This window comes from Streptosporangium sp. NPDC053982 (assembly GCF_055585205.1).
On record NZ_JBVJKQ010000008.1, the window covers coordinates 43,524 to 58,015 of the forward strand.

Genomic DNA, 14,492 nt, shown 5'->3' on the forward strand with positions numbered 1-14,492 from the left:
CGTTTAGAGGTATAGCGTTACGATGCGCCCATGGCAAGCGGCGATCTGACCCTGTCGATCCTCGGCCTGCTCGGACGGGGGCCGATGCACGGCTACGAGCTCAAGGCCCGCATCCACGGGCTGAGCGGCCACCTGCGCCCGGTCAGCGACGGCGCGCTGTACCCGGCGATCGCCCGCCTGGAGAAGAAGGGGTTCGTCGAGCGGCACGAGGAGGAGGGGGCGGGCGCGGCCCGCCGCCAGGTCCTCACGCTGACCGAGCCGGGCCGCCGCGAGCTCCTGCGGCGGCTCCGCGAGCCCGCCGACCTCGACATCAGCGACCAGACGCGGTTCTTCGGCCTGCTCGCCTTCCTGTCCCAGCTCCCCGGCCGCGAGGCGCAGGCCCGGGTGCTGCGCCGCCGCCTCGACTTCCTGGAGACGCCCGCCAGTTTCTTCTACGAGGACGGCAGGCCGCTGCGGGCCGACGAGGTCGGCGACCCCTTCCACCGGGGCATGCTCGTGGTCGCCCGCTCGGCCGGCGCGGCGGAGCGGAAATGGCTCCGGGAGGTCATCGCGGAGCTGGAGTCCGCGTCCGGCGAGGCCCGCCCGGGGTGACCCGGGCGGGCCTGGAGCGTTCCGGAGCGCGCCCGGGTGCGCGCCTCGGTACGGCCGCGGCCGGAAGCGCCGCGCGGCCGTACCCGGGGCGGGTCGTCACACCAGGCCGCGGCGCTCCAGCAGGGGCTCGATGCGCGGGTCGCGGCCGCGGAAGGCGCGGAAGGCCTCCAGCGCGTCCTTGGCGCCGCCGACCGACAGCAGGGTCGAGCGGAAGTGGTCGCCGTTGGCGCGCACCAGGCCGCCGTTCTCCTTGAACCACTCGACGCTGTCGGCGTCCAGCACCTCACTCCAGATGTAGGAGTAGTAGCCGGCGCTGTAGCCGCCCGCGCCGCTGGAGAAGATGTGCGCGAAGTAGTTGGTCCGGTAACGCGGCCGGACCAGTTCGAAGGCGATGCCGGCGCGCTCCAGGGCCGCGGCCTCGAACGCCTCGGCGTCCTCGACGGTCTCACCCGGGGCGAGCTTGTGCCAGGCCCAGTCGAGCAGGGTCGCGGCGAGATACTCGACGGTGGCGAAGCCCTGGTTGAACTTCTCGGCGGCCTGCATCTTCTCCACCAGCTCCGCCGGCACCGGCTCGCCGGTCTCGTGGTGCCTGGCGAAGTTGGCGAGGATCGACGGCCAGGTCGCCCACATCTCGTTCACCTGCGAGGGGTACTCCACGAAGTCGCGCGGCACGGCGGTGCCGGAGACCCTGGGGAAGCGCACGTTGGAGAACAGGCCGTGCAGGGCGTGCCCGAACTCGTGGAAGGCGGTGTTGACCTCGTCGAAGGTCAGCAGCGTCGGACCCTCGGCCGGCTTGGTGATGTTGAGGTTGTTCATCACCACGGGCAGCCGGCCGAACAGATGCGACTGGTCCACGAGGTTGTTCATCCAGGCGCCGCCGCGCTTGGTCGGCCGGGCGTACGGGTCGAACACGAACAGGCCCAGCTCCGAGCCGTCGGCGTCGGACACCTCGAACACCCGGACGTCGGGGTGGTAGCCCCGGAGGTCGTCCCGCTCGGCGAAGCGCAGGCCGTACAGCTCGCCCGCCGCGTGGAAGACGCCGTCGCGCAGCACCCGGTCCAGCTCGAAGTAGGGGCGCAGCTCGGAGCTGTCGAAGTCGTAACGGGCCTTGCGCACCTTCTCGGCGTAGAAGGACCAGTCCCACGGCTCGATCGGGAAGCCGGCCTGCTCACTCAGCGCCTCGGCCTCGCGGCGGGCGTTGGCCACCGCCGGGCCGACCAGCTTGCCGAGCATCTCCTCCACGGCGTCGGTGGTCTTGGCCGTCTGGTCGGCGACGGTGTAGGCGGCGTGGTTCGGGTAGCCGAGCAGGGCGGCCCGCTCGGCGCGCAGCGCCGCCATCTTCGCCGCGAGCCCGAAGTTCTCCGGGGCCCGGCCGGTCGACAGCCCGTACAGCCTGCGGCGGGTCTCCCGGTCGGTCAGCTCGGCCAGCGCGGGCTGGTTGGTGAAGTTGAGCAGCGGCAGGACGTACTTCCCGTCCTTCTCGATCGCCCTGAGGGCGGTCTCGGACAGGCCGTCGAGCTCCTTGGCGTCCTCGGCGACCAGCGCCGAGGAGGTGGTGGCGGCCAGCAGGTTCTGGGAGAAGGCGGTGCCGAGCGTGGACAGCTCCTCGTTCAGCTCCCTGAGCCGCTCCTGCTCGGCCTCCGACAGGTCGGCGCCGGCCCGGACGAAGTCCACGCGGTACTTCTCCAGCAGCCACGCCTCCTCCGGGTCGTCGGTGGCGACCTGCTTGAGCCGGGCGTACAGGGCGCGGTTGAGGTGGATGGCGTCGCCGTGCTTGGTCAGCCGGGGGGCGACCTCCTTCTCGATCTCCCGGATGGCGTCCGTCGCGTGCGAGGCGGCGACGCTGAAGAAGACGATCGCCGTCCGCTCCAGGATCTGGCCGGAGCGCTCCAGAGCCTCGACGGTGTTGGCGAAGGTCGGCGGGGCGGGGTCGGCGACGATCGCGTCCACCTCGCGAAGCTGCTCGGCCATGCCGCGCTCGAAGGCGGGCAGGTAGTGCTCCTCCTTGATCTCGGCGAACGGCGGGAGCTGGTAGGGCAGGGTGCTTGGGGCGAAGAAGGGGCTCTCAGCCACGACGCGGGCTCCTCATGTGGGGTTCTGTCTGCCCCAGCAGCGTTACACACCCGGCCGGTCGAGGCCATGCCGGTGTCACACGATCGGACGCCCGGCCAGGCGCGGGCCAATCGTTTTGGTCTCCACGCCCAACCTGGGCTATTCTTTCGGAGTCGCAAGCGAGCACCGCAAGGAGCTCAACCGCGGTGGGGTATGGTGTAATTGGCAACACGACTGATTCTGGTTCAGTTATTCTAGGTTCGAGTCCTGGTACCCCAGCTGCGTCTTCCTCGCGAAGGCGTCGCGGATTTGGTTCCCCCCGAATCCGACGACAGTGTCTCGGTCCCGTCGTCTAGTGGCCTAGGACGCCGCCCTCTCAAGGCGGTAACGCCGGTTCGAATCCGGTCGGGACTACCACACTGTCATCTCTGCAAGGCTCCGTCGTCTAGTGGCCTAGGACGCCGCCCTCTCAAGGCGGTAGCGCCGGTTCGAATCCGGTCGGGGCTACATCGGTGAAACCCCCGGAAGCAATGGCTTCCGGGGGTTTTCTGCGTTCCGGCGGTTCCGGCGGTTCCCTGCCGATCCTCCGTGTCCTCCGCATCCCGGCGCCTCCTCGCCAGGTCCTTCGCTCTTCAGCGTTCGGACACGTTTCCGCCGGCCTACGCGTTCCTGCGTTCCGGCGCGTCTCCGCCGGCCCTCCGCTCTCCCGTGTTCCGGCCGGGCTCCTCCGCTCCTCGGCGTTCCGGGTGATCCTCCGCGTCCCGGCGCGTCTTCCGTGATCGCGCTCTTGCCCGGATGCCGGTGCTTCCCAATAATTAGAGAGCAACACTATCCAATAGGGGGCGAAGATGATCACTTTGCTGGCGGACGGCCGCGAGGAGAAGGCCGACGGGCTCGTCGTGCCGCACGGGACACCGATCCTCGGCTGGGAGCGCAAGCCGCACGGCTGGTGCAGGGGTGAGGCGTGCATCCCCTCCTTCCGGGCCGCGACCGCCGAGACCGGCGACGGCGTGGACCTGGTGAGGTTCGCCGAGCTGCTCGGCCGACCGGCGGTCACCGACGAGGATGAGGGCGTGGTCGCGATCGGCGAACCCGCCGGGACCGCCCTGGACCGCGCGCCGGACTTCCCGGAGCTGGTCGCGCTGCGCGGCGTCAAGGTCGCGCTGGTCTTCTGGGCCTCCTGGTGCGGCTGCCGCTACGACCTGCCCGCCTGGGACGCCCTCCACCGCGAGCTGGGCGGGTACGGCTTCAGCCTGCTCAGCGTCTCCCTCGACCGCGACCCCGCCGACGCCGACGAGTGGCTCGCCGACGTCGCCCATCCGGCCGTGGTCGACGCCGACGGCCGGATCGCCGAGCTGTACAACGTGATCAACGTGCCGACCGTGGTCTGGGTCGACGAGGAGGGCCGGATCGCCCGGCCGCAGGACACCATGACCGCCACCGACACCTTCCGGTCGATGAACGGGCTGTCGTCCGAGCGCGCCGTCGCGGCCCTGCGCCGCTGGGTGGTGGACGGCGACGCCGGGGCGACGACCCGGCGGCTGCGCCCCCCCACCGACGGGGAACGCCTGGCCCGGCTGCACGGGCGCCTGGCGGCGTGGCTGCTGCGCCGCGGGCGCGCCGAGGCCGCCCGGCGCCACCTCGACGAGGCGGCCGCCCTGGCCCCCCACGACCTCGCCGTCCGCCGCGGCCTGATGCCGCTGGCCGGCGTCGACCCGTTCGGGGAGGAGTACTTCCGCGTCCGCGAGGAACTGGAGAGCGCGGGCGTCGCGATCTACCGGCCGCTGCCCGACTGGCAGGGAGAGGACGCGTGAGCGCCGAATGGCTGGCCTCGCCGGCCACCGTCGCGCTGGCGCCGGTGCTCGCCGTGCAGGGGCTGCGGATCCGGCGCGGGACACCCCGGCTCCCCGAGGCCGCGGGACCGCTCGCCGGCATGACCGATGTGATCGACGTGACCGGCAGGGGCGGCGGGGCGTCGGCCGCGGAGGTCTCCGAGACGCCAGGGGCCGCGGGAGCCGCGGGGGCCGTGGGCACCCTGCCCGGCGGGGAATCGGGGCCGGTGTTCAGGCTGGCCGTGCTGGGGGAGTCCACCGCGGCGGGCGTGGGCGTCGCCACCCACGACGAGGGACTGGCCGGCTTCCTGGCCCGCGAGGCGGCCGCGCGCACCGGCCGCCCGGTGCGCTGGCAGGTGGCAGCCAGGAGCGGTGTCAACACCCGCACCACCACCGCCGAGCTGGTCCCGCTGCTGGAACCCGCCGACGTCGTCGTGGTCGCCCTGGGGGTGAACGAGCTGCTGGAGCTCAACCGGCCGCGCAGGTTCCGGGGCGAGCTGCGGGAGCTGGTGGAGGCGGTGCGCCGGAGGCTGCCCGGGGTGCCGGTGGTGGTGGCGGGCATGCCGCCGGTCGGGAGGTTCCCCGCGCTCCCCCAGCCGCTGCGGGCCGTACTGGGCCTGCGGGCGCGGGCGCTGGACCACGTCATGCGCGAGGTGGCGCGCGACGCCGAGGGGGTCGTCCACGCCACCGCGGAGGTGCCCGTCGAGATGGCCGGGTTCTTCGCCTCCGACGGGTTCCATCCGTCGGCGACCGGCTATCGTCACTGGGCCGAGGCGCTGGTCCGCGCCCTGCCGGGCCTGCCCGCCGCGGGCTGAGGCGCATCGCGAGGCCCGCCGGTCAGGGATCGGGAGACGCCGCGGGGCCCGCCGGCCACGCGCTGACGGCCACGAGGCCCCCTGCGGCGCACCGCCGTACGGCACGGCCGGCCCCGGGATTCCCGGCGGCCGGCCGCGGTGTGCTCAGTTGTGCGCCGAGCGGGCCTTGAACAGGGCCCTCTTGGCGGCCTTGCCGACCTGCTTGTCCGGGTGGGCCTGCTCGATCGCCTCCAGCAGCTCCTCCAGGTGCGGGTGCGGCACCTTCCAGATGACGTCGAGGAGGCCGACCAGGCTCGACGCCGTGCCGATGTCGTCGAGGCTGCTGACGAACTCCGGCCGGCCGAGACCGGCGGAGATGGTCAGCATGTCGAGGATCAGCCAGTGGGTGTCGGCCTGGGTGGGCGTGGGCGCGCCGTCCACGCCGAGCTGGGCCAGGTGGGTGGCCGCGTAGGGGCGCAGGGACGGCTCGTCCAGGGCCTCCTGCCAGGCGGGCACCGCCACCTCGCCGAGCGAGCCGACCATGCTGGCCGCCTGCACCCGGACCAGGGCGTCGGCGTCGTCCTCGGCCGCGGCCTCCAGCAGCTCCCTGGCGGCCTTGGCGGGCTCGCGCAGCTCCATCCAGGCGGCGAACTCGGCGTCCGCCTCGTCCTCGGGCAGCTCCGCGCTGAAGGTCAGCAGGTCGAACGCGGTCATCGCGTCGATGGCGGGCCGGGCGTCCAGCTCGATGTCGGAGTCGTCGGCCAGGTGGACCACGCCCTCCATGCCGAGCGGGGTCAGCCGTACCTGGTCGTGCTCGACCTCGGCCATGCCGTACCCGGCGAGCCAGTCGAGGACGGGGTTGAGCGGGTCGCCGTACTTGGCGGTGGCCGCGGCCCACGCCTCGGCGCCGCGCTCGTCGTACTCGGCGGCGGCCTCGGCCAGCTCGGCGCGCAGCTCCGGAAGCGACCTGGACCCGCTCGCCAGGAGCACCCGGACCAGCAGCGCCCGGGTCAGCCCGGACAGGGCGATCGTGGCGTCCTCGTCGTCCAGCTCGGGGTCGCCGTAGTCGACCGAGTGCAGGCCGGCCATCCAGACGTCCAGGGCGTCGTCGTCGTCCTCGAACGGCCAGTCGGCGGCGTCGGGGTCGGCGCCGACGGTGTCCTCACCCTCGGGCTGGAGGAAGTCCAGGTCGATGGCGAGGTTCCAGATGTTCCAGAGCGCGGGCACGCGGTCCGACAGCGGCTGGTCGCCGCCCTGGGGGACGGGCAGGCCGAGGGCGGCCACGGCCTCGGTGATCTCGGCGTCGGTGAGCAGGCTCGTCTCGCCCACCCGCCGCTCGGAGCCGACCCAGAGTGCGAGGTCGCGAGCCTTGCCGATCAGCGGTGACCTCCGTACGGCCCCGGCCAGCTCCGCGTCGGGGCGCAGGCGGATCGTCGGCAGCTCGGCGAGATCGTCGGCGAACGGCTCGAAGTCGCCCAGCCCCTCGATCTCCTCCTCGTCCTCCTCGTCGTACTCCTCGTCGTCCTGCTCGGCGACGAGGTCCTCCATCGCGTCGACGAAGTCGTCCTCCAGGCGGTCGAGCTCGGCCATCAGGTCCCGGAGCGGGGAGGACCCCTTGGACAGCCGGCCGGTCTCCGACAGGAACGTCAGGTAGGCCCGCAGCGCGGGCACCATGCCGTCCGCCGCGGCGTCGGGGTCCTCCACGACCTGGGGCATCCGTTCGAGGAGCACCTTGCGCAGATCGGCACGCTTCCACCGGCTGACGTCGTCGGAGGCGGTCAGCCGGTGCCACAGGGCGACGGGACCGACCAGGTTGGAATCGGTGCCGGGCGCGTTCTCGCGCGCCCAGAGGATGAAGTCCTGGAGCAGGGGACGCAGTTCCGCCGCGGCCGCCTCGATGCGATCTGTCACGCACCCAGACTAGGGCTCCGGAAGGGTGCTCGCCCCCTCATATCGCGCCCCTCCGCGGGCCCTTTCAGTTGGCCCGTCGCATCGCCTCGGTGATCCGTTCCGCGGCGCTCACCACCGGCGCCGCGTGCAGGCGGCCCGGCGTGCGGGTGAGGCGCTCGATCGGCCCGGAGACCGAGATCGCGGCGATCACCTTCCCGGCCGTGCCGCGGATCGGGGCCGACACGCTCGCCACGCCCTGCTCGCGCTCGCCGACGCTGTGGGACCAGCCTCTGCGCCGCACGCTCGCCAGCGTCGCCGCGGTGAACTTCGCGCCGCGCAGCCCCCGGTGCAGCCGGTCGGGCTCCTCCCACGCGAGCAGGATCTGCGCGGCGGACCCGGCGAGCATCGGCAGCGCCGAGCCGACCGGCACGGTGTCGCGCAGCCCGCTGGAGCGCTCGGCGGCGGCCACGCACACGCGCTCGTCGCCCTGGCGGCGGTAGAGCTGGGCGCTCTCGCCGGTCAGGTCGCGCAGCTGGGCGAGGACCGGCGACGCCACGGCCAGGAGCCGGTCCTCGCCCGCGGCCGTGGACAGCTCGGAAAGGCGCGGGCCGAGCACGAAGCGGCCCTGCGTGTCACGGGAGACGATGCGGTGGTGCTCGAGTGCGACGGCGAGCCGGTGGGCCGTGGGTCGCGCCAGACCGGTGGCCTGGACGAGCTGTGCCAGGGAGGCCGGGCCGGCTTCGAGGGCGTTGAGCACGAGCACGGCCTTGTCCAGTACGCCGACTCCGCTAGAGTTGTCCATACACCGATACTGCCGTCTCGACATATGAGAAAGCAAGTCGGGTGCGGAATGACTGATCGCAAGGAGGCGACATGGGCCGCACGCTGGCGGAGAAGGTCTGGGAGCAGCACGTGGTGCGACGTGCCGAAGGGGAACCCGATCTGCTCTACATCGACCTTCACCTCATCCACGAGGTGACCAGCCCGCAGGCCTTCGACGGCCTGCGCATGGCGGGCCGTCCCGTCCGGCGGCCCGAGCTGACCATCGCGACCGAGGACCACAACGTCCCGACCGTCCTCGGCCCGATCGAGGACCCCGTCTCGCGCACGCAGGTCGAGACGCTGCGCAAGAACTGCGCCGAGTTCGGCATCCGGCTGCACCCGATGGGCGACGCCGGCCAGGGCGTCGTGCACATCATCGGCCCGCAGTTCGGGCTGACCCAGCCCGGCATGACCATCGTCTGTGGCGATTCTCACACCTCGACCCACGGCGCCTTCGGGGCCATCGCCTTCGGCATCGGCACCTCGGAGGTGGAGCACGTCCTGGCCACCCAGACCCTGCCGGCCTACCGGCCGAGGACGATGGCCGTCGAGGTGTCCGGTGAGCTGCCGCCCGGCGTCACCGCCAAGGACCTCATCCTGGCCATCATCGCCAAGATCGGCACCGGAGGCGGCCAGGGGCACATCGTCGAGTACCGCGGCGAGGCGATCCGCGGGCTGTCGATGGAGGGCCGGATGACGGTCTGCAACATGTCCATCGAGGCCGGCGCCCGCGCGGGCCTGATCGCCCCGGACGAGACCACGTTCGCCTACCTCGAGGGCCGCCCCCACGCCCCCACCGGCGCGGACTGGGACGCCGCCGTCGAGCACTGGCGCTCCCTGGCGACCGACGAGGACGCCGTCTTCGACACGGTCGTGGAGATCGACGCCTCGACGCTGACCCCGTTCGTCACCTGGGGCACCAACCCGGGCCAGGGCGCCCCGCTCGGGGAGTCGGTGCCGGACCCGGAGGACACCTCCGACCCGGCCGCCGCCCGGCGCGCCCTGGAGTACATGGGCCTGACCGCGGGCACCCCGCTCCGCGACATCGAGGTGGACACGGTCTTCATGGGCTCGTGCACCAACGGCCGCCTGGAGGACCTGCGGGCCGCGGCCGAGGTGCTGCGCGGCCGCAGGGTCGTCACCCGCACGCTCGTCGTCCCCGGCTCGATGCTGGTCAAGCTCCAGGCCGAGCAGGAGGGGCTGCACGAGGTGTTCAAGGCCGCCGGAGCCGAGTGGCGGGAGGCCGGGTGCTCGATGTGCCTGGGCATGAACCCCGACACCCTGGCCCCCGGCGAGCGCAGCGCCTCCACCTCCAACCGCAACTTCGAGGGACGCCAGGGCCGGGGCGGCCGCACCCACCTGGTCTCGCCCCAGGTCGCCGCGGCGACCGCCGTCACCGGCAGGCTGACCGCCCCCGCCGACCTGGACCAGGAGGTCTGATCATCATGGAAGCCTTCACCACCCACACCGGCCGGGCCGTGCCGCTGCGCCGCAGCAACGTCGACACCGACCAGATCATCCCGGCCGTCTGGCTCAAGCAGGTCAGCCGTACCGGGTTCGACAGGGGACTGTTCTCGGCCTGGCGGGAGGACCCCGGCTTCGTCCTGAACGACCCGGCCCGCCAGGGCGCGTCGATCCTGGTGGCCGGCCCCGACTTCGGCACCGGCTCCTCGCGTGAGCACGCCGTGTGGGCCCTGCAGCAGTACGGCTTCCGCGTCGTGATCGCCGCCCGCTTCGGCGACATCTTCCGCAACAACTCCACCAAGATGGGCCTGCTCCCGGTCGTCCTGCCGGCCGCCGTGGTCGAGGAGATCCAGGCGGCGACGGAGGCCGACCCCTCCCTGGAGGTCACCGTCGACCTGGTGGAACGCCAGGTGCGCTGGGCCGGTGGGACCGCCGCCTTCGAGATCGACGACTACACCCGCTGGCGGCTGATGGAGGGTCTGGACGACATCGGCCTGACCCTCCGCCACGCCGACGACGTGGCCGCGTACGAGAACGGCCGGCAGCCGTGGTTGCCGACGACCGTCTGACGAACCCGGAAGAGGAGCTGGCGCGGCGGCTGCGCGAGGCGCACCGCCGCGTCCGCGGTCTCCGCCTGCCCGCCGACCGGCGGGAGCGCCTGGCACGACGGCTGATTTCGATCAACGACGCGGCCAAGCACAACGTGGGTCATGCCGCCCGACGCCTGGATTCCTTCCTTCTGGACCTAGATGCTCTGGTTTCAGACACGCCGAGTCCTGGAAACATTGCGGAAGGTGATTGAGTCATACGGCTCCGTCCCCTAATTTCAAGCGGGCAAGGGGTTTCTCGCTCTGTTGAGACCTCATGCCGTGACAAATCGGGTGATGACGGGGCGATATACCTCATGGCCCACTCCCAGACATCGGTAAGCAGGGGGAGCAAACCTATGAACAAGAAGGAACTCGTCGACGCGGTCGCTGATCGGGTCGGCGACAAGAAGACGGCGACCGAGGCCGTGAACGCGGTGATCGACACCATCCAGAAGGCCGTCGCCCGAGGGGACAAGGTCTCCATCACGGGGTTCGGCGCCTTCGAGATGGTCAACAAGCCCGCCCGTACGGCCCGCAACCCTTCCACGGGCGCCGAGATCAAGGTCGCCGAGAGCTGGGGGCCGAAGTTCCGTCCCGGCTCCGACTTCAAGGAGCTCGTCAACACGGAGGGAAAGAAGGCCGCGAAGAAAAAGTAGAGCCTTCTTCCGGACGCCCGGGCCCTGGGGGGTCCGGGCGTCCGGCTGTCCGGGGGTCCGGCTGTCCGGCTGTCCGGGGGTCTGAGGGGCCCGGCTGCTCGAGGCGTGAGGCGGGACGCCGGGCCGTCAGGGCTGTCAGGGCCGGCCGGGCAGCGGGAAGGTGGACAGCGTGACGTAGGCGACCCGGTCGTCCTCGAGGAGGATGTTCACCCGCTGGCCGGGCCGGAGCAGCCGGAGCGGCCCGGCGTCGAACGCCTCCGCGCCGAACGGCAGCTCGGCCCCGTCGTCGAGGAAGACCGACCCGGACCGGGTCGCCGCGTCGAAGATCCGCACCGTCGCCTGCACCCGACCAGCGTAGCCCGCGACCGCCCGCGCCGGGCCGTACGGATGGCCGCTCTGCCGGGCCGTGCGCGGGGGCGTCCGTCTCCGGCGCGCACCGGGCGGCCCGCGTCCGGCCGCCGGGCCGTACGGACGTCCGTCCCCGACTCCGTCGTCGTCAGCGCTGGCGGGTCTCGCCGGGCTCCGAGGTCTCCGGGGCCTCCGGCGTCTCCGAGGGGGTCCCGGCCGCCGGGCGCTCCGGGCTCCCCGTCCCGGCGGTCGCCGCCTCGTCGTTCGCCGCGGCCTCGGCGGCGAATGACGCCAGGCCCCGGATGATGATCTCGACGCCGAGGTCGAAGCGCTCGTCGTTGGACCGGCCGAGTATGGAGTGCGACAGCGCCGTCAGGTGCGGGAAGCGCTCGGGCGGCAGCTCGGCGAAGTAGCGCTCCAGCGCCTCGCGCATCCCCTGCCACGTCAGCTCGTCGGAGGCGGAGTAGCGGTCCTGCCACATGTTCTCCTCCAGGGCGAAGCCGTCCACGAAGGTGGAGAGCACGTCGCCTGCGGCCCCGGCGACGCGGTCGGGCAGGCCCGCGGCGCGGAACACCCCGAGGAGCGCGTCCATGTGGGGGAGCATCTCCGGTTTGAACGGCACGGCGCCCATCGAGACCCTGGCCATGTCGCGGTGGGAGCGGAGCCTGGCCAGCGCGGCGCGGGTGTAGTCCCTGAGCTGTTCCCGCCAGCGCTCCGGATCGGGCTCGGGCCATTCCAGATCGGCGAAGAACCGGGCGTACATCAGCTCCAGCAGCTCGTCCTTGCTGCTCACGTGGGCGTAGAGGGCCGAGACGGCGACGCCCAGCTCGGCCGCGACCATGCGCATGCTCAGCCGGTCGTAGCCCTCCCGGTCCAGCACGGTGAACGCGGCCTCGATGATCCGGTCCCTGGAGAGGGGGATCCGGGGCGGGCGCGTCCGGCCGCGTGGGCGGTCCCAGGGCAGGGCGGGCAGCTCGTCGCTCATGACGCCAGTGTATGCCGAGGTGAACAGTGATCACCGCACTGAACACCGATCTCATTCGCGTCATATCTTGTCTTACGACATGATGCGACATATCTTAAGAACGGCGTACCGATTGTTGAACGATGTTCTCTAGGAGAACAGTGATCGGCTATCCTGAACACTGTTCACCAATGCTGGACGTCGTTCCCGCAGATCCCTGAGGAGTCCCCCGTGGCCGCAGAGCTGACCACCCCCGCTCCACCCGAGGCGGAGGCGCCCGCCTACCGCTGGCGCTGGGCCGCCCTGTTCGTGATCCTCGCCGCCGAGGTGATGGACCTTCTCGACGCGATGGTCACCAACATCGCCGCACCCACCATCCGCGCCGAGATCGGGGGCACCGCCGCCACGATCCAGTGGCTCGGCGCCGCCTACACGCTCTCCATGGCCGTCGGCCTGATCACCGGGGGACGGCTGGGCGACATCTTCGGCCGCAGGCGGATGTTCCTCATCGGCGCGGCCGGGTTCACCGCCGGCTCGCTGCTGTGCGCCGTCGCCCAGACTCCCGAACTGCTCATCGCCGCACGGGTCGTGCAGGGCCTGTTCGGCGCGGTCATGCTCCCGCAGGGGCTCGGCATGATCAAGGAGATGTTCCCGCCGAAGGAGATGGCCGCCGCGTTCGGCCTCTTCGGGCCCATCATGGGCCTGTCCTCGGTGGGCGGTCCCACCCTGGCGGGATGGCTTGTCGAGGCCGACCTCCTCGGGACGGGCTGGCGCATGATCTTCCTGATCAACCTGCCGCTCGGCCTGGCCGCCGTGCTCGCGGGACTGCGCTTCCTGCCCGAGTCGCGCTCGCCGCATCCGCTCCGGCTCGACGTGCCCGGCGTGCTGCTGGTCTCCGCCGCGAGCTTCCTGCTGGTCTACCCGCTGGTCCAGGGCAGGGAGAGCGGCTGGCCCGTCTGGGCCTTCGTCATGATGGCCGCCTCGATCGCCGTCTTCGCCGTCTTCGGCTGGTTCGAGTCCCGCAGGAGCCGCGCCGGCGGGGACCCGCTGGTCGTGCCCAGCCTCTTCCGCAAGCGGGCCTTCACCGGCGGCCTGCTGACCGGCATGGTCTTCTTCTCGTCCATGACGGGCTTCACGCTGGTGTTCAACCTCTACACCCAGATCGGGCTCGGCTACTCGGCGCTCAAGGCCGGCCTGGTCATGATCCCCTGGTCACTGGGCATGATCGCGGGTTTCGGCGCCGCCCAGGCGGTGCAGCGGTTCGGGCGCCGGGCGCTCCAGGGCGGAATCGTGATCATGACGCTCGGCACGCTGGGCGTGCTGCTCACCGTCGCCCTGGCGGGCCAGACCGTGACCGCCTGGCAGTTCGTCCCCGCCCTGGTGGTCACCGGATTCGGCATGGGCCTGCTGATGGCGCCGTTCTTCGACATCGTGCTCGCCGGGGTCGAGCAGCACGAGACCGGCTCGGCCTCCGGCACGCTGACGGCCGTCCAGCAGCTCGGCGGCTCCTTCGGCGTCGCGCTGCTCGGCACGGTCTTCTTCAACCTGCTGACCTCCGGCACCGACATGGGCACCGCGATGCGGACCGTGCTGTGGGTGGTCGCGGCCATGCTCGTGGCGACCCTCGTGACGTCCTTCCTGCTGCCGAAGCAGGCCCGCGAGGGGGAGCCCGCCGGCCACTGATCCCGATCCCGCCCGGCTCGGGCGGGACCTCAGCGAGGGGAGTCCCCCGGCGGGGACTCCCTTCCCGGCCCCCCGGCGATCTCCGGCCCCTCGGTTCCCCCGGGCGTGCCGGCGGCCCCCGGCCCCCCGATTCCCGCCAGCCTCCCGGCGATCCCCGCCGTACGGGGGCCGACACCCAGACGCAGGGCCGCCCGCAGGTCGTCGGGGGTGTCCACGTCCCGGCGGACCGAGTCGACCCCGTACAGGCACAGTTCCTTCGCGCCGCGCCGCAGGTGCCGGTCCCGGGACGGGCCGCCGAATCCCGGGGTGAACGGCACGCCGGGGCGCACGCCGTAGAAGGTCGTGCCGACCTCGACGGCGTCGGGGAGGAAGGACTGGTCGAACTCCCCGGCGGCGGCCAGCACGAGCGCCAGCTCCGCCGGGCGGAGCGCGGGAAGGTCGGCCTGGAGCGCGCCGACGGGGCCGCCGGGCGCCAGCCGTACCGCCTCCAGGCAGCCGTGCCGCAGCGCCGCGTTCAGCCCCGCCTCCGGGTCGCCGGTGACGTGGGCGCCCACCTCCGCCAGCGCCGGGGCCGCCACCGGGTCGCCCGTCACCACCACCACCCGGGCCACGGCGGCGCAGCGCAGGGCCGCCTCCACCGTGTCGCAGGCGATCGCCACGGCCAGCGCCGCCCGGTGCGGCCCGGCCGCCTCCGACAGGCGCGTCTTGGCCGCGACGAGTGTCTTGACCGGCACGACCAGGGTCCAGCCGGGGTTCTCCGCAGGAGGCATAGCCTTAGCATCCCGCCTCGACACCTCCCGCGGCCA

At 72.3% G+C, this 14,492-nt stretch carries 14 protein-coding genes and 3 tRNA genes; 11 read left to right on the top strand and 6 right to left on the bottom strand.

The features are described from left to right. Positions 1-30: 30 nt before the first annotated feature. On the top strand, positions 31-591 hold the full coding sequence (locus tag ACZ6W9_RS15660) for a PadR family transcriptional regulator (protein ID WP_389959828.1): 561 nt from the start codon (positions 31-33) through the stop codon (positions 589-591). A 96-nt stretch (positions 592-687) separates the two neighbouring features. Here the strand turns inward: ACZ6W9_RS15660 and ACZ6W9_RS15665 are convergent, their stop codons facing one another. Continuing rightward, positions 688-2,664, bottom strand: coding sequence for a M3 family metallopeptidase (locus ACZ6W9_RS15665; protein WP_470118256.1), 1,977 nt, complete (start codon positions 2,662-2,664; stop codon positions 688-690). Between the two features lie 186 nt (positions 2,665-2,850). Between ACZ6W9_RS15665 and ACZ6W9_RS15670 the strand changes: the two genes are divergently transcribed. From ACZ6W9_RS15670 to ACZ6W9_RS15690, 5 genes are all read left to right on the top strand, one after another. Then, positions 2,851-2,922 (top strand) — tRNA-Gln (locus tag ACZ6W9_RS15670). A gap of 62 nt (positions 2,923-2,984) precedes the next feature. Then, positions 2,985-3,060 (top strand) — tRNA-Glu (locus ACZ6W9_RS15675). Between the two features lie 17 nt (positions 3,061-3,077). Continuing rightward, positions 3,078-3,150, top strand: a tRNA-Glu gene (locus ACZ6W9_RS15680). Between the two features lie 341 nt (positions 3,151-3,491). Next, on the top strand, positions 3,492-4,457 hold the full coding sequence (locus ACZ6W9_RS15685; protein WP_470118258.1) for a redoxin domain-containing protein: 966 nt from the start codon (positions 3,492-3,494) through the stop codon (positions 4,455-4,457). Then, positions 4,454-5,290 carry an SGNH/GDSL hydrolase family protein gene (locus ACZ6W9_RS15690; RefSeq protein ID WP_470118260.1) on the top strand — a complete coding sequence of 279 codons (837 nt, stop codon included), beginning with the start codon at positions 4,454-4,456 and terminating at the stop codon, positions 5,288-5,290. The genes ACZ6W9_RS15685 and ACZ6W9_RS15690 overlap by 4 nt, the downstream gene beginning before the upstream one ends. 144 nt (positions 5,291-5,434) lie before the next feature. Here ACZ6W9_RS15690 and ACZ6W9_RS15695 read toward each other — a convergent pair whose 3' ends face one another. Beyond that, positions 5,435-7,180, bottom strand: coding sequence for a hypothetical protein (locus ACZ6W9_RS15695; protein ID WP_470118262.1), 1,746 nt, complete (start codon positions 7,178-7,180; stop codon positions 5,435-5,437). 64 nt (positions 7,181-7,244) lie between these two features. Then, positions 7,245-7,961: an IclR family transcriptional regulator gene (locus ACZ6W9_RS15700; RefSeq protein WP_362945935.1), complete on the bottom strand. Its 717-nt coding sequence runs from the start codon at positions 7,959-7,961 to the stop codon at positions 7,245-7,247. 71 nt (positions 7,962-8,032) lie between these two features. On the opposite strand from ACZ6W9_RS15700, the gene leuC reads away from it, so the two are divergent. The 4 genes from leuC to ACZ6W9_RS15720 all read left to right on the top strand — a co-directional run bounded on the left by leuC (position 8,033) and on the right by ACZ6W9_RS15720 (position 10,691). Continuing rightward, complete coding sequence (gene leuC / locus ACZ6W9_RS15705) at positions 8,033-9,421, top strand: 3-isopropylmalate dehydratase large subunit (protein ID WP_470118264.1); 1,389 nt, start codon at positions 8,033-8,035, stop codon at positions 9,419-9,421. Positions 9,422-9,426: 5 nt separating this feature from the next. Further along, positions 9,427-10,014: a 3-isopropylmalate dehydratase small subunit gene (gene leuD / locus ACZ6W9_RS15710; protein ID WP_470118266.1), complete on the top strand. Its 588-nt coding sequence runs from the start codon at positions 9,427-9,429 to the stop codon at positions 10,012-10,014. Next, on the top strand, positions 9,993-10,247 hold the full coding sequence (locus ACZ6W9_RS15715) for an SCO5555 family protein (RefSeq protein ID WP_470118268.1): 255 nt from the start codon (positions 9,993-9,995) through the stop codon (positions 10,245-10,247). Before leuD ends, ACZ6W9_RS15715 begins: the two co-directional genes overlap by 22 nt. Before the next feature lie 144 nt (positions 10,248-10,391). After that, on the top strand, positions 10,392-10,691 hold the full coding sequence (locus ACZ6W9_RS15720) for an HU family DNA-binding protein (RefSeq protein ID WP_362945925.1): 300 nt from the start codon (positions 10,392-10,394) through the stop codon (positions 10,689-10,691). A 135-nt stretch (positions 10,692-10,826) separates the two neighbouring features. On the opposite strand, the gene ACZ6W9_RS15725 is transcribed toward ACZ6W9_RS15720, so the two are convergent. Together ACZ6W9_RS15725 and ACZ6W9_RS15730 are read right to left on the bottom strand one after the other, a co-directional pair. Next, positions 10,827-11,036: a hypothetical protein gene (locus tag ACZ6W9_RS15725; RefSeq protein ID WP_389959850.1), complete on the bottom strand. Its 210-nt coding sequence runs from the start codon at positions 11,034-11,036 to the stop codon at positions 10,827-10,829. 151 nt (positions 11,037-11,187) lie between these two features. After that, a complete protein-coding gene (locus ACZ6W9_RS15730) occupies positions 11,188-12,024 on the bottom strand; it encodes a TetR/AcrR family transcriptional regulator (RefSeq protein ID WP_389959853.1) in 837 nt (278 codons plus the stop codon). Positions 12,025-12,234: 210 nt separating this feature from the next. On the opposite strand from ACZ6W9_RS15730, the gene ACZ6W9_RS15735 reads away from it, so the two are divergent. Further along, positions 12,235-13,686 (top strand): MFS transporter, encoded by a 1,452-nt coding sequence (locus ACZ6W9_RS15735; protein ID WP_470118270.1) that lies wholly within the window; start codon positions 12,235-12,237, stop codon positions 13,684-13,686. Positions 13,687-13,715: 29 nt separating this feature from the next. Here the strand turns inward: ACZ6W9_RS15735 and cofC are convergent, their stop codons facing one another. Further along, positions 13,716-14,456 carry a 2-phospho-L-lactate guanylyltransferase gene (cofC, locus tag ACZ6W9_RS15740; protein ID WP_389959858.1) on the bottom strand — a complete coding sequence of 247 codons (741 nt, stop codon included), beginning with the start codon at positions 14,454-14,456 and terminating at the stop codon, positions 13,716-13,718. Positions 14,457-14,492 lie beyond the last annotated feature (36 nt).

Excerpts from the sequence above, each read along its gene's own strand:
- ACZ6W9_RS15660 (WP_389959828.1), top strand. The coding sequence starts at position 31 with ATGGCAAGCGGCGATCTGACCCTGTCGATCCTCGGCCTGCTCGGACGG.
- ACZ6W9_RS15685 (WP_470118258.1), top strand. The coding sequence starts at position 3,492 with ATGATCACTTTGCTGGCGGACGGCCGCGAGGAGAAGGCCGACGGGCTC.
- ACZ6W9_RS15700 (WP_362945935.1), bottom strand. The coding sequence starts at position 7,961 with ATGGACAACTCTAGCGGAGTCGGCGTACTGGACAAGGCCGTGCTCGTG.
- leuC (WP_470118264.1), top strand. The coding sequence starts at position 8,033 with ATGGGCCGCACGCTGGCGGAGAAGGTCTGGGAGCAGCACGTGGTGCGA.
- leuD (WP_470118266.1), top strand. The coding sequence starts at position 9,427 with ATGGAAGCCTTCACCACCCACACCGGCCGGGCCGTGCCGCTGCGCCGC.
- ACZ6W9_RS15720 (WP_362945925.1), top strand. The coding sequence starts at position 10,392 with ATGAACAAGAAGGAACTCGTCGACGCGGTCGCTGATCGGGTCGGCGAC.
- ACZ6W9_RS15730 (WP_389959853.1), bottom strand. The coding sequence starts at position 12,024 with ATGAGCGACGAGCTGCCCGCCCTGCCCTGGGACCGCCCACGCGGCCGG.
- cofC (WP_389959858.1), bottom strand. The coding sequence starts at position 14,456 with ATGCCTCCTGCGGAGAACCCCGGCTGGACCCTGGTCGTGCCGGTCAAG.